The 22,320-nt window shown below is 46.7% G+C and carries 18 protein-coding genes; 10 read left to right on the plus strand and 8 right to left on the minus strand.

Annotated features, from left to right (window positions below):
* The first annotated feature begins 70 nt into the window (after nt 1-70).
* From acpP to AYJ58_RS11440, 5 genes are all read left to right on the plus strand, one after another.
* Nucleotides 71-304 (plus strand): acyl carrier protein, encoded by a 234-nt coding sequence (acpP, locus tag AYJ58_RS11420; protein ID WP_006081231.1) that lies wholly within the window; start codon nt 71-73, stop codon nt 302-304.
* Between the two features lie 236 nt (nt 305-540).
* Complete coding sequence (fabF, locus tag AYJ58_RS11425; protein ID WP_106650219.1) at nt 541-1,779, plus strand: beta-ketoacyl-ACP synthase II; 1,239 nt, start codon at nt 541-543, stop codon at nt 1,777-1,779.
* A 232-nt stretch (nt 1,780-2,011) separates the two neighbouring features.
* Nucleotides 2,012-2,380: a hypothetical protein gene (locus AYJ58_RS11430; RefSeq protein ID WP_106650220.1), complete on the plus strand. Its 369-nt coding sequence runs from the start codon at nt 2,012-2,014 to the stop codon at nt 2,378-2,380.
* A gap of 118 nt (nt 2,381-2,498) precedes the next feature.
* Nucleotides 2,499-2,978 carry an acyl-CoA thioesterase gene (locus AYJ58_RS11435; RefSeq protein WP_106650221.1) on the plus strand — a complete coding sequence of 160 codons (480 nt, stop codon included), beginning with the start codon at nt 2,499-2,501 and terminating at the stop codon, nt 2,976-2,978.
* 307 nt (nt 2,979-3,285) lie between these two features.
* On the plus strand, nt 3,286-4,161 hold the full coding sequence (locus tag AYJ58_RS11440; RefSeq protein WP_106650222.1) for an NAD(P)-dependent oxidoreductase: 876 nt from the start codon (nt 3,286-3,288) through the stop codon (nt 4,159-4,161).
* 163 nt (nt 4,162-4,324) lie between these two features.
* Here the strand turns inward: AYJ58_RS11440 and AYJ58_RS11445 are convergent, their stop codons facing one another.
* Nucleotides 4,325-5,173, minus strand: a complete 849-nt coding sequence (locus tag AYJ58_RS11445) for a D-hexose-6-phosphate mutarotase (RefSeq protein ID WP_106650223.1) — start codon at nt 5,171-5,173, stop codon at nt 4,325-4,327.
* Between the two features lie 246 nt (nt 5,174-5,419).
* Here AYJ58_RS11445 and AYJ58_RS11450 point away from each other — a divergent pair, with 246 nt between their 5' ends.
* The 3 genes from AYJ58_RS11450 to AYJ58_RS11460 all read left to right on the plus strand — a co-directional run bounded on the left by AYJ58_RS11450 (nt 5,420) and on the right by AYJ58_RS11460 (nt 11,143).
* Nucleotides 5,420-7,210, plus strand: coding sequence for an acyl-CoA dehydrogenase C-terminal domain-containing protein (locus AYJ58_RS11450; RefSeq protein WP_106651808.1), 1,791 nt, complete (start codon nt 5,420-5,422; stop codon nt 7,208-7,210).
* A 317-nt stretch (nt 7,211-7,527) separates the two neighbouring features.
* Complete coding sequence (locus AYJ58_RS11455; protein ID WP_106650224.1) at nt 7,528-9,774, plus strand: TonB-dependent siderophore receptor; 2,247 nt, start codon at nt 7,528-7,530, stop codon at nt 9,772-9,774.
* 235 nt (nt 9,775-10,009) lie between these two features.
* Nucleotides 10,010-11,143, plus strand: coding sequence for a patatin-like phospholipase family protein (locus AYJ58_RS11460; protein WP_106650225.1), 1,134 nt, complete (start codon nt 10,010-10,012; stop codon nt 11,141-11,143).
* A gap of 169 nt (nt 11,144-11,312) precedes the next feature.
* Here the strand turns inward: AYJ58_RS11460 and asnB are convergent, their stop codons facing one another.
* From asnB to purM, 5 genes are all read right to left on the minus strand, one after another.
* The gene (gene asnB, locus AYJ58_RS11465) at nt 11,313-12,977 is read right to left on the minus strand and encodes an asparagine synthase B (RefSeq protein WP_106650226.1); all 1,665 of its coding nucleotides are present in this window, start codon (nt 12,975-12,977) and stop codon (nt 11,313-11,315) included.
* 598 nt (nt 12,978-13,575) lie between these two features.
* Nucleotides 13,576-15,252 carry a M28 family metallopeptidase gene (locus AYJ58_RS11470; protein ID WP_106650227.1) on the minus strand — a complete coding sequence of 559 codons (1,677 nt, stop codon included), beginning with the start codon at nt 15,250-15,252 and terminating at the stop codon, nt 13,576-13,578.
* A 237-nt stretch (nt 15,253-15,489) separates the two neighbouring features.
* A complete protein-coding gene (locus tag AYJ58_RS11475; protein WP_006081242.1) occupies nt 15,490-16,236 on the minus strand; it encodes an HAD-IIA family hydrolase in 747 nt (248 codons plus the stop codon).
* Nucleotides 16,237-16,394: 158 nt separating this feature from the next.
* Complete coding sequence (purN, locus tag AYJ58_RS11480) at nt 16,395-17,039, minus strand: phosphoribosylglycinamide formyltransferase (protein ID WP_106650228.1); 645 nt, start codon at nt 17,037-17,039, stop codon at nt 16,395-16,397.
* Nucleotides 17,039-18,076 (minus strand): phosphoribosylformylglycinamidine cyclo-ligase, encoded by a 1,038-nt coding sequence (gene purM / locus AYJ58_RS11485; protein ID WP_006081244.1) that lies wholly within the window; start codon nt 18,074-18,076, stop codon nt 17,039-17,041. Before purM ends, purN begins: the two co-directional genes overlap by 1 nt.
* 331 nt (nt 18,077-18,407) lie before the next feature.
* Here purM and upp point away from each other — a divergent pair, with 331 nt between their 5' ends.
* Entirely contained in the window at nt 18,408-19,034 is a 627-nt protein-coding gene (gene upp / locus AYJ58_RS11490; RefSeq protein WP_106650229.1) for a uracil phosphoribosyltransferase, read from the plus strand.
* 116 nt (nt 19,035-19,150) lie between these two features.
* Here upp and AYJ58_RS11495 read toward each other — a convergent pair whose 3' ends face one another.
* Entirely contained in the window at nt 19,151-20,470 is a 1,320-nt protein-coding gene (locus AYJ58_RS11495; RefSeq protein ID WP_106650230.1) for a Na+/H+ antiporter family protein, read from the minus strand.
* A 388-nt stretch (nt 20,471-20,858) separates the two neighbouring features.
* Here AYJ58_RS11495 and AYJ58_RS11500 point away from each other — a divergent pair, with 388 nt between their 5' ends.
* Complete coding sequence (locus AYJ58_RS11500; RefSeq protein ID WP_006081247.1) at nt 20,859-21,464, plus strand: peroxiredoxin C; 606 nt, start codon at nt 20,859-20,861, stop codon at nt 21,462-21,464.
* A gap of 100 nt (nt 21,465-21,564) precedes the next feature.
* Here AYJ58_RS11500 and rnt read toward each other — a convergent pair whose 3' ends face one another.
* Nucleotides 21,565-22,236 (minus strand): ribonuclease T, encoded by a 672-nt coding sequence (rnt, locus tag AYJ58_RS11505; RefSeq protein ID WP_106650231.1) that lies wholly within the window; start codon nt 22,234-22,236, stop codon nt 21,565-21,567.
* Nucleotides 22,237-22,320: the final 84 nt, after the last annotated feature.

Below are 22,320 nucleotides of genomic sequence, written 5' to 3' on the forward strand. Positions count from 1 at the left end.
TTGTCAGCCAAATCTAATAAACTACTCGCAATCTTACGCAAGTGCGTAATTTGAATAGGAAAGAAAACTAATGAGCAACATCGAAGAACGTGTAAAGAAAATCATTGTAGAGCAACTGGGCGTTAAAGAAGAAGACGTTAAGCCAGCGGCATCTTTCGTTGACGATCTGGGTGCAGATTCTCTGGACACTGTTGAGTTGGTTATGGCTCTGGAAGAAGAGTTTGATACCGAGATCCCTGATGAAGAAGCTGAAAAGATCACTACTGTTCAAGCAGCGATCGACTACGTTTCTAAGAATCAGTAATTCTGAATTCTTGAAGACAGGCGGCATTTTTGCCGCCTGTTTTTGTTTTACCCCCGTCAAATTCTGCCTCCGTGCCATTCAATCGTCTCTGGATCGTGTTTTAATTGTTATCCACGAGATGCTCGCCGCAGATTGGCGAATTTTTCTAAATAAAAATTATTTAAGAAATTGTCTAATGATAGAAAACCTTGTGTCCTCTATCTGAATTAACAAATTAGCATTTAAAGGTGACTGCCGTGTCTAAACGTCGTGTAGTGGTAACCGGTTTGGGGTTAGTAACTCCAGTGGGCAATACTGTCGATACTACTTGGAAGGCTTTGCTTTCGGGTAAGAGTGGTATCGCACCGATAACCAAATTTGATGCCAGTGAATTTACCACTCGTTTCAGTGGTTCAGTAAAAGATTTCGATGTTGAGCAATACGTAACGAAAAAAGACGCCCGTAAGATGGACCTCTTTATTCAATACGGTATGGCGGCTGGCATCCAAGCTATCCAAGACTCAGGTCTGGACATGAGCAAAGAAAACCCTGGTCGTGTCGGTACTGCTATTGGTGCGGGTATGGGCGGTATGTGGTTGATTGAACAAGGTCACAGCGCATTGATGAATGGTGGCCCGCGTAAGGTTTCTCCTTTCTTCGTACCTAGTACCATTATCAATATGATTTCGGGCCACTTGTCGATCATGTTTGGCATGAAAGGGCCAAATTTTGCCGTGACGACCGCTTGTACTACGGGTGTGCATAATATCGGTTTCGCGGCACGTACCATTGCCTATGGCGATGCAGACGTGATGGTTGCCGGCGGTGCTGAGGATGTCACTTCTCCTTTAGGCGTGGCAGGTTTTGGTGCAGCGAAAGCGTTATCGACACGCAATGACGATCCGACTGCGGCGAGCCGTCCATGGGATAAAGACCGTGATGGTTTTGTGATCGGTGATGGCGCTGGTGTGATGGTGATGGAAGAGTACGAACACGCAAAAGCACGCGGCGCGACCATTTACGGCGAGTTAGTCGGTTTTGGTATGAGCGGTGATGCGTTCCATATGACATCGCCTCCAAGTGACGGAGCAGGCGCTGCGGCGGCTATGGTCAATGCCATTAATGACGCTAAGTTATCACTAGAGCAAATTGGTTATATCAATGCCCACGGTACTTCGACGCCAGCAGGTGATAAAGCGGAAGCGGCAGCGGTTAAGTCTGTATTTGGCGATCACGCCTATAAAGTACTGGTTAGTTCGACTAAATCGATGACGGGTCACCTATTAGGTGCCGCAGGTGCGGTTGAAGCGATTTTCACTTTATTAGCACTGCGCGACCAAGCTGTACCGCCAACCATTAACTTGGATAATCCGGATGAAGGTTGTGATTTAGACTTTGTCGCTCATACTGCCCGTGACGTGAAGATGGATTACGCTCTGTGTAACTCCTTCGGTTTTGGTGGGACTAACGGTTCATTACTGTTCAAGAGAGTATAAAACACTTACTTGTGATGTAAAAAACAGTGAAAAAATGCGCCTGAGGGCGCATTTTTTATGGGTAAAATCCATCGGTATTGTGATTTGAATGCCGCTATTTCACGCTTTCATTGTGAGCGAAGTCACTTTGTAACTCAGTGATATCCATAGTGTTAACCTTTGTTCATCAAGCTTGTTTAATTCTATTGGCCACAGATAATGACAGATATATTTAATCTTGATGGAGTGTGTCATGTTAAACCCTGCGGTGATCCCGCTTGTCCCCCTCATCGGCGCATTAACGGCTAATCTGACCGAGTTGATCCGCGGTGAATTTAAAGTTTGGCATCCTAACATGGACATAGGGATCAAGACTTTTACCTTAGCAATCGCCGCTTACGTGGTCGTCTGGTTTGCCTTATTGGTGACAGCGATTAATGTCGGTGGCGGCAGTAATATGTCCTCAGGTCTTGAAGTGCTGGGTTTCTTCATGCTTGGCTTAGGTGTGTACACTTTTGCAAAGGGCACTCGCTTTGTCAGCAGCGAGCTACAGCTATGGCTTTACCGCTTAGCCCTACCGAGTTTACTGCTTTGCTGCGTGCTTATTAGTCACTTTGGTTAAATCGAATTTTTTGGCGAGGCCAATCGTAATTATCTTTACGCTATTGGGGATTTCTATCGTAAACTCAGCTTATTGCGCGAAGACATTGAGCCACAGTGGCTGAATAAGTTGAGGTTATATGGCTGGTATCGATAGACAAAGCACCCTGAGATTTTTGTCAGAGCCTGCGGATGTAAATTTTGGTGGTAAAGTTCACGGCGGTGCTGTGATGAAGTGGATCGATCTCGCGGCCTATGCCTGTGCAGCGGGTTGGAGTGGTAAATATTGTATTACTGCCTATGCGGGCGGGATTCGTTTTGTGCAACCCATTTTAGTGGGCAATATAGTCGAAGTCAGCGCTAAGGTGATTTATACGGGTAAAACTTCTATGCATATCGGTATCGATGTGCGCGCAGGCGATCCTAAGGTTTCCGAGCGTCATCTCACCACCCACTGTATTGTGATCATGGTGGCGGTGGATGAAAACGGCCAGCCTACGCCTGTGCCTGAGTGGGTACCACAGACGGAACATGATATTCATTTGCGCGATTCTGCGCTGCGATTGATGGAAATGCGTAAAAAGATTGGCGCCGAAATGGAAGCCCATGTGGTGAAATAGCCCCATAAATTACATCAACAAAGGCGCTTATGGCGCCTTTGTTGTCTCTGTCGAAAAGTGCGTTTGCCTGTGGGGCCGATTTCAACCTGACGCTATGCGGGATGAATGCTACACTGCCGCCATTATTTTTACTGCCCATTCCCCTAAATAAGCATCCGTAATTGACCCTATAGATTGAAACACTCAGTGGCATTTTTTTAGTATTTGTTGTTGAGGTTTTAGCGGTAACATATTGGACAGATGAAATAAAACTCGATTCAGCTATTTCTAATTGATTCACCTTGTTTACTTATTTGAGGAGCACTTCATGGCGAAAGTCGCATTTATTGGTTTGGGCGTAATGGGATATCCCATGGCGAGACATTTACTGAACAAAGGCCATGAGGTCACTGTTTATAATCGCACTTTTGCTAAAGCACAAACTTGGGTCGACACCTATGGCGGACGTTGCTGCCCAACACCAAAGGAAGCGGCAGAGGGTCAAGATATTGTGTTTACTTGTGTGGGCAATGATAACGATCTGCGTGAAGTGGTATTAGGGAGTGATGGCGTTATTCATGGCATGGAAAAGGGCGCAGTGTTAGTTGACCATACTACGGCTTCGGCCGATGTTGCCCGTGAGCTTCATCAAGTGTTAGCAGAAAAGGGCGTTGATTTCCTCGATGCGCCCGTGTCTGGCGGCCAAGCGGGCGCCGAAAATGGCGTATTGACTGTGATGGTTGGCGGCGATGAAGTTGTGTTTTCCCGTGTTAAGCCTGTGATTGAAGCTTTTGCCCGCTGCGCTGAGCGTTTAGGTGAAGTCGGTGCTGGTCAGTTAACTAAGATGGTGAACCAAATTTGTATCGCGGGTGTGGTACAAGGTTTGGCGGAAGCATTACAGTTTGCGCGCAAGGCGGGTCTTGATGGCGAGAAAGTGATTGAAGTGATCAGTAAAGGCGCGGCGCAAAGCTGGCAAATGGAAAATCGCCACAAAACCATGTGGGGCCAAAACTATGATTTTGGTTTTGCCGTCGATTGGATGCGTAAAGATTTAGGCATCGCCTTAGAAGAAGCCCGCCGCAATGGTTCACACTTGCCATTGACCGCTTTGGTGGATCAATTCTATTCAGAAGTGCAGGGCATGGGCGGTAACCGTTGGGATACGTCTAGCCTGTTAGCGCGCCTAGAGAAATCGGCGAAATAAGCTTATAAAACTTAGATTTTGTACTGATAAAAATGCCCAGTCCCGATTGCGTTGGCAAATCGGACTGGGCATTTTTGTGTGTATCGTTTGTGGCTAGGATTTAGAACTAGAAATTAAGCTCTCGATTTTAAGCTCTAGATTTTAAGAACAGGATATTAAATCGTTAGTCTTTCCAGCGAATATGCGTCACTAAACTGTGGGTTTCACTTGGGGCAAGCACGACTTTATCTTCTAAAACATTGGCCGCTTCTAGACAGACCATGGTCAAATAATCTTCTGGATTAAACCGGCCAAGGCGTCGTGACTTTTCAATCCATGGATTCCATAATACGGCGGATTGGCTGTTCTCGCGGCTGACTTCAATGATCCCCTGCGGCGTATGCAATAATTGCACAGGGCCGAGTTCGGTATAGACACGATCCGTCTCGCGATCAAAGCGCACTTCATCCGTGGTTTGTGGATAAGGCCCCTCGGCAAATTCGATGTATTTTGAGCCACTAAAACCGCTAGCCTTGAGTTGGTGGATATCCTCAATCGGGAAATAAGTGTGCAGCGCTTGGGTAAGCGTCACGGTTTCATCGCCTAGGTTGGTATTTACAAGGCTAATGCTTAGGGTATCGCCTAGGTTGAATAACACACTGACCTCAGTGTTATGCGGCCAATAAATTTTATCTTGCTCACTGATCTTTAAGCTAAAACGTAAATCCACTAACTGATTACGTATTTCTACCGATTCCAGCGCCCAAATGCGGGTGCGGGCGAAACCGTGTTGGGGGAAGTTTGCTTCACTACTCATGCCAAACCAAGGCCAGCATACAGGCACACCGCCACGGATCCCATTACCGGGTTGATAATCGTCCGCCGATGAAACCCACAGTAAAGGTGGTTTGCCTACGGGTTGAAAATAGTCTATTTGCGCGCCCTGCAAAAAAATTCTTGCCTGACATAAGGCCGTGTTGACCTCGACATAATCGAGCCCGTTGGCGTGCTTTTTAGTAGTGACAGAACCCATAGTAGCAATATCCTTAACTCTGCTGGCATATCAGAAAAACAGGCAGTTAGCTTACAAAGTTTTCCGCGATAACATAAGGCTTTGTTGCGATCAATTTACGGTTTCGCTGTTCGTTTGTGTAAACAAAAGTCTGTGGCGGCGGTTGGGGTGCTTTCTTTTTCGGCAAATTTAGCTAAAGTGGTCAGAGCACCAAAGTGGTCAGATCACTTAGTTGAGTTGCAGTCTAACAAGAAAAGGGAAGCGATTATGCCAGTTTATCAAGCGCCGCTGCGCGACTATCAATTTATCCTCAATGAAATGTTACATATTTATCAGCAAGATGCGCTCAAAGGGTTCGATGAAATCGATCCAGATCTTGTCGATGCTATTCTCCAAGGTATGGCTGACTTTAGTATTGAAGTCATGCTGCCGCTCAATAGTGTCGGCGATCTGCAAGGCTGTAAGTTGGTCGATGGCAAGGTGGTTACACCTGAGGGTTTTGATAACGCCTATCGGCAGTTTGTTGATAATGGCTGGCCAACCCTCACCTGCGATCCTGAATATGGCGGCCAAGGTCTACCCGAAGTGGTGGGGATTTTCGCGACTGAGATACAAACGGCAACCAACATGGCCTTTGCTATGTACCCAGGTTTAACCCATGGCGCTTATGCTGCCATTCATGCCCACGGCAGTGATGCACTTAAGCAAAAATATTTGAGTAAATTAGTTAGCGGAGAATGGACTGGGACAATGAATTTGACCGAGTCTCACGCCGGTACTGACTTAGCCTTATTACGCACCAAAGCCTTGCCAGTCTCTGAAGGCGTTTTTGCTATTACTGGTGAGAAGATTTTTATCTCCTCAGGCGATCACCAACTCACCGACAACATAGTGCATCTCGTATTAGCCCGCTTGCCGGATGCACCAGAGGGCGTGAAGGGAATATCTCTATTCGCCGTGCCGAAAGTGCTAGTGAATAGCGACGGTAGCTTAGGCGCGCCGAACACTTTATATGCCAGCGGCCTTGAACATAAGATGGGCATTCACGGTAACTCCACCTGTGTGATGGTGTTTGAAGGTGCATTGGGCGAGCTTGTTGGCGAGCCGCACCAAGGACTGCGCGCCATGTTTACTATGATGAACCAAGCGCGTTTAGGCGTGGGCGTACAAGGGCTGGGTGTGTCTGAGATTGCCTATCAAAATGCGTTAGCCTATGCCAAAGACAGATTACAGAGCCGCGCCCTAAGCGGTGCCAAAGCCCCAGAAAAAGCCGCCGATCCGATTTTGGTTCACGGCGATGTGCGCCGCATGTTGCTGTCGCAAAAAGCCTTTAATGAAGGCGCAAGGGCCTTAGTTGGACAACAAGCTTTGTGGCTCGATGAAGCCGAGCGCCATACCGATCCCGCCAAGGCCAACGTTGCCTCCCAGTTAGCGGCCCTGTTTACGCCAGTGGTGAAAGGTTTTATCACTAATCGCGGCTTTAATGCCTGTGTCGATGCGCAGCAAGTGTTTGGTGGACATGGTTATATCCATGAGTGGGGCATGGAGCAATTTGTGCGTGATAGCCGTATTGCACTGATTTATGAAGGCACTAACGGCATTCAGGCGTTGGATTTAGTGGGGCGTAAGCTGCTTAGTGACCGCGGCGCGGCGATGCAGCAATGGTCGGCGTTAGTGACTGAGTTTATTAAGTCGCATAGCACGAATGCGGCGATGCAACCTTACGTGAGTGGTTTAATGGATTGTGCGGGTGATTTGCAAAAGGCTAGCGGTTATTTAGCTGCACAAGCTGCGACCAATCCTGACATTATCGGCGCAGCCTCTATGGCTTATCTGGAGTTATTCGGCGTGACTGCACTGGCATGGATGTGGGCCAGAAGTGCCGCAGTGGCCTTAGCGGCGTTGGAGCAGGGCACCGAAGAAACCGCATTTTACCAAGCTAAATTGAAAACTGCTGATTTCTATATGGCTTACTGGGCGGTACAAGGTCGCAGTCTGCGTAAGCAAATTGAGCAGGCGAGTGAAATGCTAACGCAATTAGATGAAGCTATCTTTTAAGCATTCATCTTATATGCTGAGTTAAGTCCTTGCTTAACAACAGTTCGAGAACAACCTAAAACCAGCGCACTGCGCTGGTTTTTATTTTTATCCCACATTAACACTTCTATCTAAGGTCTGTGCGACTGAACCTCTGTTTTGTTTAAGTCATAACCAAATATCACAAGGATAATGTGAGCTGACGCTAGCTATTTACCTAACAGATTTCACATTCATGCAAATTCAAATGATAATCGTTGTTATTCGTAAATCATTCTTTATAATGACGGCCAATTCGTTTGAATACATTTGTAAACCCTTTGGTTTATGCCATTTTTATGCGCTTGCGCTGGGGACATTCTGTGAAGACTCGTTTCGCCTACTCATTAATTGCACTTGCATTCGCTCAACATCAGTCGACATTTGCCGCTGAAACTTTACTCGATAAAGAGGCTCCGCAGCAGACCTTGTCTACGAGTTCATCTGTTGCAAGTCCTGCACCGACTCAAGCCACGACCGATGAGGAGGTAAAACTCGCAGCACCTGAGCGTATTGCCGTCCATGGCCGCGCGATGCAAATGTACGTCGATAAAGAAACCACGATTGGCACTAAGACGGCGATTAATGTGATGGAATTGCCGCAGTCGGTGCAAGTGCTGACCGAGCAATTAATCGTTGATCAAGCTGCCCGCAATATTACCGATTTATACCGCTCAATCGCGGGTGTGAGTGAGTTCAGTTATTCGGGCGTAACCTTTCGCGGTTTCCGCGACGATGCCAACGTTTTTTATGATGGGGTAAGGGGCGATCCCTATTCAGGCTTTTCTGTGCCACAACTCTTTAATGTGCAGCGGGTTGAAGTGTTAAAAGGCCCTGCATCCGCACTCTATGGCGGCGGTGAACCCGGCGGCATGATTAACTATGTCACTAAAAAACCAACCTTTGTCGAGAGTAAAGATCTGACCTTAAGCACGGGCAGCGAGGACATGATGGGGGGCTCGCTGGATTTCACTGGCGGCTTAACCCAAAATCTTGCCTATCGTTTTGGCGCCTATTATCAGCAGGAAGATAGCTTTCGGAATAATGCAGATAGCCAAAATGCCGAAGTGGCGGGTGGGTTACTCTACGAAATCAGTGATGATACTAAGCTCACCACCACTTTCGATATTATTAAGCAGGATTTAGGCGGCAATCGATTGCGCGGCGTGCCTGTCGATAATGACGGTAATTTCCTTGTTGCGCCATCCTATAATACCAATGAAAAGAGTGACTTCCAGAAGATGGATGCGCTGGTGCTGCAATCGATTCTCGATCATCAACTTACCGATAATTTCTCGGTCAAGACGCAGATCCGCTATCTGAATAATGATTCCACGCAGCAATATCATGAATCGAGAGGTTGGGTCGATGTAAATGGTGATGGTAAAGCCAATAGTGCAGATGGCACCATTAAGCGTGAATACCGAGTGCAAGCACGGGCAAATGATGAAATCAGTTTAACCAATGATTTTGTTTATGCATTCGATGCCTTAGGTTTTGAACATGAGTTCCTGTTCGGTGGCGATTATCACTATGTGGAAACCGAGTACCATTACAAGCTCGCGACCAGCAAGGAAGGCGTGGGTAACCTGAATATTTTTGACCTTAACTATGGTGAGACGGATCCTAGTACCTATCAATTAAAAGACATGGATACCGACGGTACCCGTGCTAACCGTTTTGGCCTTTATGTTCAGGAACACTTGCACTTTAACGAACAGTGGTCATTGATTGCGGGTCTGCGTTTCAGCCAGTTTGACGATTATGATAAAAAGACTGGTTTCTCCTTCAGCGATAACGCGATAACGCCAAGGGCAGGGCTTAATTATCGCCCAATCGATTCAATGTCCTTTTATTTGAATTACTCTGAGAGCTTTAATCCAGCATCTTTAACCGATCAAGCACAAGATATTGCTGACGGTTTCCTCGATCCAGAAACGGGCAATCAAATTGAACTTGGGATGAAAAATGAGTGGCTTGATGGTCAGTTTATGACCACGCTCGCCGTATATCGCATTGAAAAACAAAATGTCGCTCAAGCTAACCCTTTAAATACTGGCGATGACGATGGCATTCCCGCTTTACTTAATTTGGGTGAAGTACACAGTCAAGGGGTTGAATGGACGCTGGTGGGGGATTTAACCGATAACCTGACCGTTACGGCAAATTATGCCTATAACGAGACTGAAGTGGTTAAAGGGGTCACGAACGATAGCCTAACCAATACCTTTGATAGTAAGCACTTTGCCAATGCGCCGCGTCATCAAGCGGGAATATGGACCCGTTACGATATCAATGCAATCGATTCGGCGATTGCCTTTGGTATGGATTACGTGGGTGAACAGTTCAGCCTCGATGGCCAAACGGTGAAGCCCCATACGATTTTTGATATGAGCTGGACGACCCAGTGGGATCAAACTCAAGTTCGCTTAAATCTTAAAAATATCTTCGACAAAGAATATGCCGTCAGTGGGTTTAGCGAACGCAATGGCCATTTCCCCGGTGAGCCGCGTAATATCACGCTTGAACTGAGTCATAAGTTTTAATGCATTGATGTGAAAATAGCTTGTTCGTTAAGGATGACGAACAAGCTAACCTGCCTAACCTTGCTTATTACTGCCATTATTTCTGCCAGTATTTGCTGTTGTTATCATCACCGGCTAATGCTTGCACACTATCTTAATAGTATTTTCCTATTAAGATGATAGCTTCTATCCGTTATCCTTTCTCATTCGTCTTGTTTAGACTCGCCTTATATGAACTATTCGATAAGGTTTCCCTATGTACGCAGTCAGCCACTTAGCCTCCAAAGACGCTCAATCTAACGCTAGCCCACAGGTGGCCCTGATTGCAGAAGGTGGTGGTCAACGCGGTATTTTCACCGCAGGCGTGCTCGATGCTTGGCTTGATGACGGCTTCGATCCCTTTGATTTGTTTATTGGTACTTCTGCTGGCTCACAGAATCTCAGCAGTTTTTTGGCCCGTCAAAAGGGTTATGCCAAACGTTTGATCCGCGGTTTATCGCGCCATAAACGCTTCTATCGACTCGGTCGCGGGTTAGTTGGTGGCAATGTGGTCGATTTAGATTGGTATTTTGAGCAGACTCGACAAGGGATGTTTAAATTAGATCTTAATGCGGCGACAGCCTCACTCGGTCATCGGCAGTTACTTATCACAACTACGAATGCCAGTGATCGCAAGGGTTATTTTTTAAGTCCAAGCAGTAAAAGCCAGTGGCGCGAATTGCTTAAAGCTTCTAGCGCATTACCATTTCTGTATAAACAAGGGGTGAAACTCACGCCTTGGCTAAATGATAATGCCTGTAATAGTGACAAGGCCTGTAATAACGGTGCGGCTGAACATGGCGCCTCTGATAACAGTGCCTCTGCTCACGGTGCAGCATCAAACGAAGGTATTGGCAGTGATTTTTATCTCGACGGCGGCTTAGCCGCGCCTTTACCTGTGCGTGAGGCCTATCGTCGTGGTGCCCGCAAAATTGTGGTGATCCGCACTGTGAGTGAGGATTTTCAGGCGCAATCGGCTTGGGTGCATAAACTCAAATCTTGGATTTGTGTTTCTGGCTTTTGTCCGAAAACCATAGATTACTTAGTGCAGCACGAGCAAGCCTATCAGGATGAATTGGATTTTATCGCTAATCCGCCAGAGGATGTGGAGATAGTGCAGATTTTTGCCGCTGAAAATTTGCAGAGTAAGTTACTGGGCAGTACCGATGCGGATTTGCGCCATGATTACCATGCGGGCATAAGTGCCGGAAAGCAGTTTTTAACCCAAGACCCGATGGCGTTGACGCCGATGAATGTTCATTTTCACACTCAAGTGCAAACCAACGCTCACACTCAAACCCACATTCAAGCTCACTCTGAAATCCAGCCATTTAGTGCGCTGTCGGCCTAGCTTGGTTTCGAGTTAAGCCACAATGTAGTGCGTGAGTAAGCAATAAAAGTAAACTGCATCGAAATACAAAAGCCACCCTAGGGTGGCCTTTGTGGTTGGCTATCTTAACCTGTGCATCAATCTAGTTAATTAACTTATATGATTAATCTAGCTCATCAACGTTAGACCATTAATAACTTGATGTGTGTACTGAGCGCACTGCTCTGCCCGATGGGTCGATAATGCCGCGTAAGCTTTCGTCCCAAGCCAGTGCTTCTGGCGTTGAACAGGCGACGGATTTACCGCCTGGAACCGTTTCTGCAGCGCCGCTCAGTGGATAATGTTCTTCAAAGAAGCAGCGATAGAAATAGGCTTCTTTGGTTTCTGGCGTGTTGTATGGGAAACGGAATTTCGCGTTTGCCAATTGTAAATCATCCACCCGCGCTGCCGCTTGTTCTTTCAAACCGTCAATCCAAGAGTAGCCTACGCCGTCACTGAATTGTTCCTTTTGACGCCATGCCACTTCTTTTGGCAATTTATGCTCAAAGGCTTGGCGCAGAATGTGTTTCTCTATACGACCATCCTTAGACATTTTCGCTTCAGGGTTGATGCGCATCGCCACATCCATAAACTCTTTATCGAGGAAGGGCACACGGGCTTCTAATCCCCAAGCGGCCATGGCTTTGTTGGCACGCAGACAATCGAACAGATGCAGCTTATCGAGTTTGCGGACTAATTCCTCGTGGAATGCCTGTGCGTTTGGCGCTTTATGGAAGTATAAATAGCCACCAAATAGCTCGTCAGCACCTTCACCCGATAACACCATCTTAATGCCCATCGCTTTGATTTTACGCGCCATTAAATACATTGGCGTGGCAGCACGTATGGTGGTGACATCGTAGGTTTCTAAGTGATAAATCACTTCTTTAATCGCATCTAAGCCTTCTTGGAAGGTGAAATGGATCTCATGGTGAATGGTACCAATCGCATCGGCGACCTTTTTGGCGGCGATTAAATCCGGCGCGCCTTTTAAGCCGACGGCAAAGGAGTGAAGCTGTGGCCACCAAGCGCCCGTTTCACCATCGTCTTCGATGCGGCGTTTAGCAAAGGTTTGAGTAATCGCTGAGATAACCGATGAATCTAAGCCGCCCGACAGCAACACACCATAGGGCACGTCTGACATTAATTGGCGCTTGACCGCCGCTTCTAATGCGTCACGCAATTCTTCTTGGCTGGCTGGGTTATCTTTAACCGCATCATAGCTTTGCCAATCGCGGCTATAGTATTTAACGGCTTCACCATCTTTTGAATACAGATAGCGGCCCGGTAAGAATTCCTCTACCGTTTTACACACTGGCATCAAGGCTTTCATTTCGGAGGCAACATAGAAGTTACCCGCAGCGTCACGGCCTGTGTATAGCGGGATAATACCCATGTGATCGCGGCCGATAAGGTATCTGTCTTGGGCTTTGTCATATAACACAAAGGCGAAGATACCGTTTAATTTATCAAGAAATTCAGTGCCATATTCTTGATACAGCGCCAAGATCACTTCGCAGTCAGAGTTGGTTTGATAGCTGTACTTATCGCCTAACTGGGCTTTCAATTCTTTGTGGTTATAGATTTCGCCGTTGACCGCGAGGATCAAACTGCCATCTTCAGTCAGCAGCGGCTGAGCACCGTGTTCAATGTCAACAATCGCTAAACGTTCGTGGGCAAGAATTGCCTTATCACTGGCGTAAATACCTGACCAGTCAGGGCCACGGTGGCGCATGAGCTTAGACATTTCTAGCGCGACTTGGCGCAGTTCTTTGGCATCAGATTGGATATCTAAAATCGAAAAGATTGAACACATAGTACAACTCCCACACTGTCTGTCATTTGAGGATGTCTCAATTGAGGTTTAATGTGCCAGCAATTTAGGTATTTGCCAAATACTATTTTGATGTTTTATCTGTTTATTGGTGTTTTTATTGATTTAGATGTTTGTGTTTAATGATTTTATTTGAGAATAACTCATTAAATTTGAGTTATTTTTGATGATTTGTTTTTATTGTTTGATTTGGCGCGGGGAGTTTTGGGGAATTCACAATGTGTTTTGAAAAAGTGTCGATGACAGAAAAACCGTTAAAAAAGACCATAAATAATGAGTTGGCTCGTTTAAGTGTTTTATTTTTAATCAATTAATGCGCCGAGTTTGACATCAACCAATGGCATAAGCCTATTCAGAATGGTGTTGTGGGATGGATATTTCGCGATAACGGCATTGTTTGTGAGCTAAAAACAAAAAAGCACGTGAATGGCTCACGTGCTTGTAGGTCTTGTTTGGCGCTTTGGCTGGCGGAGGAGGCGCTCTATTCAGCTGGCGCTTTATTTCACCGGTGCGACTAGCGGGCGTTAATAAGAGACGACTCACTAAGCCGCCTCTCACAAACTGTTACTGATACAAGCTGCTATTTTGCGTCCGTTACCAGTGTCGTTTTAGCTGGGCGCAGGCTATTAAACTCTGTGCCTTGATAGTATCCCGGCCAATCTTTGCTGCTACCCAATGTGCGCGTGACTTGGTAGTAGACTTGCAAATCTTGCAGCGCGCCGCTCAAATCCCAGTCTTCATGGTATTCATCGCAGACATTGTGATAACAGCCTTTCATCGTGGCTTGCATTTGGGTTTTATAGATAGCCGTGGCCTCATCAACGGGGTCGCTACCGCCGCCGGCAAAGACGGCTGGGACGCCCATTTTGGCAAAGCTGAAATGATCTGAACGGAAGAAACCGCCCGAAGCGGGATTTTTCTCACCCATGGCGATGCGGTTCTGTTGTTTCGCCGCATCAATAAGGTAAGTTTCTAACTCAGATTTCCCTTTGCCGACGATAGTAAAATCCTTGGTCTTGCCATAGATATTGGTGCTATCGAGGTTTAACACTGCCACGGTTTTATCGATAGGATAAAGTGGATTGGCGGCGTAATAGCGTGAGCCGAGTAAGCCCTGTTCTTCACCTGTGGTGGCAATAAAGGTGACCGAGCGCGCTAAACCCTGGCCTTGTTTGGCCTTGTCGGCTAATTGTCTGGCGATTTCGAGAATACCGGCAGTGCCCGAGGCATTGTCCATAGCGCCGTTGTAAATCTGATCGCCTGCTTTCGTCTCGTCTTTACCTATGTGATCCCAATGTGCGGTATAGAGGATCTGCTCGTCGGCTTGTGTGCTGCCGGGGAGTGTGGCGACCACATTGTAGCTATTGGCGTATTCGGCTTTGTTTTTAAAGGCGATGCTGGCTGTTTGCTCAAGGGGTAAATTGATTGAGCTGTCGGCGGCGCGCGCCATTAAATTAGGCAGTGATAAACCGGCTTTATCGAACAGTTGTGTCGCTGCGTCCAGTGTAAGCCAGCCTTCGACTTGGATACGGCTATCTTGTTCTGCTTTACTGAGGACCAGATCTTGCTGTGGTCCAGTCCAACTATTTTCTACCACAGACCAAGGATAAGAGGCGGGCTCAGTATCATGGATGATCAGTGCACCAAGGGCGCCTTGACGGCTGGCCTCTTCAAACTTATAGCTCCAGCGGCCGTAATAGGTCATGGCTTTGCCATTGAACTTGCCCGAGTCAGGGCGGGCAAAGCCGGGGTCGTTGATTAAGAGCACCGCGATTTTGCCTTTCATGTCGAGATCTTGGTAATCATTCCAACCATATTCGGGGGCGTTCACCCCATAGCCAACAAAGACTAATGGCGCGTTTTCAATGTTAATGCCACCGTTATCGTGGCGACTGCTGAGCACCAGATCTTTTCGGTATTGAAAGGGTAATCCTGCCAGTGTGACTTGCTGCGCTTCATCTGCGGTATAGCTCACCATAGGCACAGGTTGTAAAAAGCTGCCTTGGTACGCGCCCTTGAGCCCCATCTCAGTAAAGGCTTTGCTCAAATAGTCCAAGGTGAGTTTTTCACCGTGAGTGGTTGGCGCACGACCTTCAAATTCATCGGATGACAGGGCTTTAATATCATTTCTAAAGCGCGCTTCATTAAACTGCACTGGCTTAAGTTCAGCCAAAGTGCTGTTGCCATCAGGCTCTGATGCATTCGGACTACAGGCACTGAGCATAGCCAGCGCACAGAGGGGATACAGACGTCGCATAGGTTAATCCTACTGTTGTTTTAATTAAGGAATTTTAGATTTCTGTTAATCAATCTGAAGTGAGGCTTATCATGAAGCAAGCCGCTGTGAGCCACAAGGCTGAGAAGAAGGTGAATGTGTTACTTAATGTTGCTTTACCCTATGCAATACGCCTTTGGGCGAGACGTGTTGCATAGGTCATATTTGAACGATTAGCAAAATGGGTGGTTAGACCTAAACCTAGGGGGAGACAATTGTTTAAACCACATCAATATCGCCAGCGCAGGCAAACACATGGTTGGGGCGGAAGGGTTCTTTGTCGATATCTTCAAGCTTACTCACGCCACTGGTGACCAGAATGGTCTCAAGCCCCGCTTGGAAACCCGCTAGAATATCGGTACGCATATTGTCACCTATGATCACAGTGTCTTCCGAGTGTCCATCAATATGATTAAGTGCTGAGCGAATAATCCATGCGCTCGGTTTGCCCACGTAGAAGGGTTTCTTACCAGTAATGCGTTCTATTGGCGAACATAGCGCGCCACAGGCTGGGCTGTAAGCTGGGCCGTGAGTGTCAGGGTTAGTGGCAATAAAGCGGGCGCCACCTGCCACAAAGGCTGCAGCTTTATGGATCATTTCCCAATTGTAGGAGCGGGTTTCACCGACAATCACAAAGTCAGGGTTGATATCGGTAATGGTAAAGCCTGCTTTGTAGAGTTCGTGGGTGAGGGCGCCTTCACCAATAACATAGGCTTTACTGCCTTCTTGGTGCTGTAAAAAGTCGGCGGTGGCCATGGCGGAGGTATAAAAGCATTCTTCAGGAATATCAATACCGGCGGCGCTTAAACGGTTTTGCAGATCCTTTCCCGTTTGTACGGGATAGTTAGTCAGGACGACTAACGGATTGCCTTGTTCTAAAATACGCTGGATAAATTTGTCGCTGCCGGGGATCAGTTTATTGTCGTGCAGTAGTACACCATCGATATCGCAGATAATATTTTTCATCTAATAGTCTCTTGTCATGCCGAGCAAAAATCACTTTTCGTTAAGTTATCTAATGCCACATTGCCCCAGAAAACAATGCTTTTGTGGAAAATAGTTAAAAAAATAGAGACCCTAAGGTCTCTATTTTTGATCTCGCGACCAATTGCTATTTCGCGAAACTAATCAGGCGCGTAACCGCTTGGGCCGATAAGATTGCCATCAAGATAGGCTTGGCCGTTTTGCATGTTAAGACGTTGCTGACTAAACCATTTCACCACGAGTGGATAAATGGCATGTTCTTGCTCATGCACACGGGCGGCGAGCATATCAGCGGTATCTTCTTCATAAACTGGCACTTTGGCCTGTAAAATCACCGGACCTGCATCCAGCTCTGGCGTGACAAAATGTACGCTGGCACCATGTTCGCTGTCGTTAGCGTCAATGGCACGTTGATGGGTGTTTAAGCCAGTGTATTTCGGTAACAGTGAAGGATGGATATTGATCATGCGACCTAGGTAATGATTCACGAAATCATCGGTTAAGATCCGCATAAATCCTGCCAACACGATTAAATCGGGTTGGTACTGTTCGATGACTGTCATTAAACGCGCATCGTATTCAGAGCGAGATTCACCTTGGTGAGCTATCACGCAGCTGGTATCAATTTCGCCATGATGGGCGCGCACTAGGCCATAGGCATCGGGTTTATTACTGATGACTCCGACAACTTCGGCCTGCATATTATCGTCGCAACCGTCGATAATCGCTTGCAGGTTACTGCCATTTCCGGAAATTAATACAACTACACGACAGCTCTGGGGCATTACAGGATCTCCACTTGCTCTTCATTGCCTTCACGATCTGCGATAGCACCGATCAGCCAAGCTTGTTCGCCTTCTGCAGCCAGTAATGCAAGTGCTGCATCCACTTTATCGGCTGGCAGCGCGACTAACATGCCGACGCCACAGTTGAAGGTACGATACATTTCGTATTCTGCAATGTTGCCATTTTCCATTAACCAACTGAAAACAGCAGGCCATTGCCATGAATCACCTTGGATAACCGCTTTTAAATTATCAGGCAGTACGCGTGGGATGTTTTCCCAGAAGCCGCCGCCAGTAATGTGTGCCATTGCATGTACGTCTGATGCTGCGATCAGTTTTAGCAATGATTTCACGTAAATTTTGGTTGGCTCAAGTAGATGTTCAATTAGCGGTTTGCCATTGAGATCTTGTTGAGGGTCTGCTTGGCTTACTTCTAATACTTTACGTACTAAAGAGTAACCATTTGAATGAGGGCCGCTCGAGGCTAATGCGATAAGCGCATCACCCGCTGCCACTTTGCTACCGTCAATGATGTCGGCTTTTTCAACTACGCCCACGCAGAAACCTGCTAGGTCGTAATCTTCACCTTCATACATGCCTGGCATTTCAGCGGTTTCACCGCCGATTAATGCACAACCAGATTGGAAACAACCTTCGCCGATACCGTTGACGACAGACGTCGCGGTTTCAACATCCAGCTTGCCCGTTGCGTAGTAATCGAGGAAAAACAGTGGCTCAGCGCCTTGAACGATTAAATCGTTCACACACATAGCAACTAAGTCTATGCCGACTGTGTCGTGTTTTTTATAGTCGATGGCTAAACGCAATTTAGTTCCAACACCGTCGGTGCCAGACACTAAAACCGGTTGCTTGTATTTGGTGGGGATTTCACACAGGGCGCCAAAACCACCTAAGTTGCCCATAACTTCTGGACGACGGGTACGTTTAACGGCTGCTTTTATGTTACTTACCAGTGCATTACCTGCATCAATATCAACGCCGGCATCTTTATAGCTCAGTGGGGTAGGTGTGCTCACGGAGGGATCCTCTCGGGTACATCGTTATTGGATTTTATGCGGCGGTATTCTACCAGCTTGTGCTAGGGGTCGAAAGTCATGATTTGGATTTATGCCCCTCGGCGGATTATTTTTGGTTGAGTAAAACTGTATTTCAGTTTTTGAAGCCTTGTGATTGGTCACAAAATAGTAAATTAAGGTACGTATCTTAAGCGATTGGGAATTATTCTTGGGAGATAGCTCACGATTAGGCCTAATGGCAAAACTTTATGTTTTACCTAGTAAACAAATCAACTAGAATCTGAAAAATTTGCCTAAAATAATACGCCGAAAAATAAAGTAGGAGAGAAAAATGAAAGTTGTCGAGGTTAAACATCCTTTAGTGCGTCACAAAATCGGTTTAATGCGCGAAGGTGACATTAGCACTAAGCGTTTCCGTGAGCTAGCCGCCGAAGTGGGCAGTTTATTAACCTATGAAGCTACCGCAGATTTCGAAACTGAAACGGTGACGATTGAAGGCTGGAACGGTCCGGTTGAAGTCGACCAAATCAAAGGTAAAAAAGTCACGGTTGTGCCGATTTTACGTGCGGGTTTGGGCATGATGGACGGTGTGCTTGAGCATATCCCCAGTGCGCGTATTTCAGTTGTCGGCATTTACCGTGACGAAGAAACCCTTGAGCCTGTGCCTTACTTTGAAAAGCTCGCTAGCGACATGAATGAGCGTATCGCTTTAGTTGTCGACCCAATGCTCGCGACTGGTGGCTCTATGATTGCGACCGTCGATTTATTGAAGAAACGCGGCTGTACTTCAATCAAAGCCTTAGTGTTAGTGGCAGCACCTGAAGGCATTAAAGCGTTAGAAGCGGCGCATCCGGATATCGAATTATATACTGCAGCTGTCGATAGATGCTTAAACGAGAAAGGCTATATCCTGCCAGGTCTTGGTGATGCAGGCGATAAAATCTTTGGTACTAAATAATCGTTCCTGTGCCTGTTAACATGCCTATTCATATAGCTTGTTAATATTTGGGCGCTCGATCTAAAAGGCCGAATTGCAATGCAATTCGGCCTTTTTATTGGGTGTATTGTTCGGTGTTACAACACCATGGCCGCAATCCAGCCAAACACTAACAGTGGAATATTGTAGTGGATGAAGGTGGGGATCACGCTGTCACGGATATGATCGTGTTGGCCATCGGCATTCAAACCCGCAGTAGGACCTAAGGTGGAATCCGATGCTGGCGAGCCCGCATCACCCAGCGCCGCGGCGGTGCCGACTAACGCAATGGTCGCCGCCACCGAAAAACCAAAACTTAACGCCAATGGCACATAAATCGTCGCGATAATCGGGATAGTGGAGAAAGACGAGCCAATTCCCATAGTGATCAGTAGACCCACTAGCAGCATCAAGAAGGCGGCGAGGGCTTTATTATCACCAATGATGTCGCTAAGCGAAGCCACAAGCGTCCCCACTTCACCGGTTTCTTTCACTACGGCGGCAAAGCCAGCGGCTGAAATCATGATAAAGCCGATGTTAGCCATCATGCGCACGCCTTGATTGAAAATATCTTGGTCGGCGACGTGTTTTAAAGCGCCCGAGAAACTGAAAATCATGAAGCCGACTAAGGCGCCAAAAATCATCGAATCGGTTTCAAGTTGCACCATTAAGGTGGCTAATATCGCCACTGCGGCGATGATAATATTACGTTTGTTGAGGGTTTCTTCTGGCTCAGCAACCAATACTTTGGCTTCATCATAGATCCGAGGCTTACGGTAACTAATAAACACAGCTGTCAGTAAACCGACTATCATGCCCGCCGCTGGAATTAACATGGCTGGTGGAATTTGCTCACGCACAGCCGCTAAGCCATTGCTGGTTAAGTTGGAAAGCAGAATATCATTTAAGAAAATACCACCAAATCCAATCGGTAAAATCATATAGGTGGTGACGAGACCAAAGGTCAAAACACAGGCGACTAAACGACGGTCAATCTTCAGTTTGGTCATCACATGCAACAGAGGCGGCACTAAAATCGGAATGAAGGCGATATGAATAGGTAAAATATTCTGCGAGGCCATCGACATGACAAGTAGCGATAACAGCAGTAACCAGCGAACCCAGTTAGTGTTGGTGGGATTAGGATCTTGCCCAAGACTACTGATGATGCTTCTTGAGATCAGCGTGGTTAAGCCTGAGTGCGAGAGTGCGACAGCAAAGGCACCTAATAATGCATAACTGAGCGCAATTTGCGCGCCGCCACCTAAGCCAGTATTAAAGGCATCTATGGTTTGGTGCAGATCCATTCCGCCCACAAGTCCCGCCACTAGGGCGCTTACGGTGAGGGCGATTACTACATTCACCCTAGCTAAACTGAGTGCCAACATTAAGCACACTGCAATTACGACTGCATTCATAGTCAATTTTCTTAATTCTTTAAGCCAAAGACGCTATTTTTGACTGCAAAGGCTGTGGATGTCCAGTTTGCCGATAGCTTATCTGAAAAATATCTGAAAATGTGATCATGCTGGGTTTAGTCTGTTAGCTGAATGTGGTGTGCATCGCACGCAATCAGTGCAGATTGCTCTATCCTTAGTCAGGCAAAACGGAAATGCCCTTGAAAAATGTGATATTGGTCTTAAATAGGTTGTAAGGCACAGCACACGACTTATAATGCCTAAAGATTTGATTGGTAAGAACACCTTCTAATCAGTAAGGATTTAACTCGACCTAGGTTGAGGAGAGCATACTGGCTTGAGGGCGTCTTACTTTACACTTAGTTCAACTCATAGATGGAGATATAAAATGAGCGTATTAGTAGGCCGTCAGGCTCCTGATTTTACTGCTGCAGCTGTATTAGGTTCTGGCGAAATCGTTGATAGCTTCAACTTAACTGCTGCCATCAAAGGCAAGCCAGCAGTCGTATTCTTCTATCCACTTGACTTCACTTTCGTTTGTCCATCAGAGTTGATCGCATTTGATCACCGCATGGAAGAGTTCACTAAGCGTGGCGTAGAAGTGATCGGTGTGTCTATCGATTCTCAGTTCACTCACAACGCATGGCGCAACACCCCAGTTGAAAAAGGCGGTATTGGTCAAGTTAAGTACACGTTAGTGGCTGACGTTAAACATGAAATCTGTAAAGCATACGATGTTGAGCATCCAGAAGCGGGTGTGGCTTTCCGTGGTTCATTCCTGATCGACAAAGAAGGCATGGTTCGTCACCAAGTGGTTAACGATCTGCCCTTAGGCCGTAACGTTGATGAAATGCTACGTATGATCGACGCACTGCAATTCCATGAAGAGCACGGCGATGTATGTCCTGCTGGCTGGGAAAAAGGCGATAAAGGTATGAATGCAAGCACTGAAGGTGTTGCTGCTTACCTGTCTGAAAACGCAAGCTCACTGTAATTAGTACTTGCTAATTACAGTTGTCTGTTAAATGAAAAAAGCTGCCAATGGCAGCTTTTTTGTTTTTAAATGACTTAAGGTCTAGCGTGAACCGCTAAACTTATTCCTCAGTATCGCTTGGTGCATCCTGCGCATCTACGGCCAGTAACGGCCAGCCGCCTAATGATTTCCAACGATTCACTATGTGACAAAAAAGCTCTGCGGTACGTTCGGTATCATATAGCGCAGAATGGGCTTCTTTATTATCGAAGGGAATGCCCGCCATGATGCATGCTTTGGCCAGTACGGTATGACCTATGGCAAGTCCGGCGAGTGTAGCAGTATCGAAGGTAGCAAAAGGATGAAACGGCGAGCGTTTTAAGTCGCAACGTTCAATCGCCTTACTCACAAAGCCATGATCAAAGGCGGCATTATGCGCCACTATGATACTGCGATGGCAGTCAGAGGCTTTTTGGGCTTTTTTCACCGCTTTAAAGATTTCTAAAAAGGCTTCTTTCTCGCTCACAGCTCCCCGTAACGGATTAGTGGGATCAATGCCGTTGAATGCTAACGCTTCGGGTTCTAAATTTGCGCCTTCAAAGGGCTCAATGTGGAAGTGTAAGGTTTTATCGATTCCTATCACACCTTCATTGTCCATTTTTAGTAGGGTGACGGCAATTTCTAGCAACGCATCGGTTTGAGAGTTGAAGCCCGCAGTTTCGACATCAATGACTACGGGAAAGTAGCCTCGAAATCGGTATTTCAATTTGTTCGCGTCGCAAATGTCACTCATAAAGTACTCTAGAAAATTCACAGGGCGCTATTATGCTAAATGTGTTGGGGTGTGTCATGCTTGATTGATGGTTTTATGAGCTAA

The sequence above is a fragment of the Shewanella sp. Pdp11 genome, from assembly GCF_002838165.1.
Lineage (GTDB): Bacteria > Pseudomonadota > Gammaproteobacteria > Enterobacterales > Shewanellaceae > Shewanella > Shewanella hafniensis.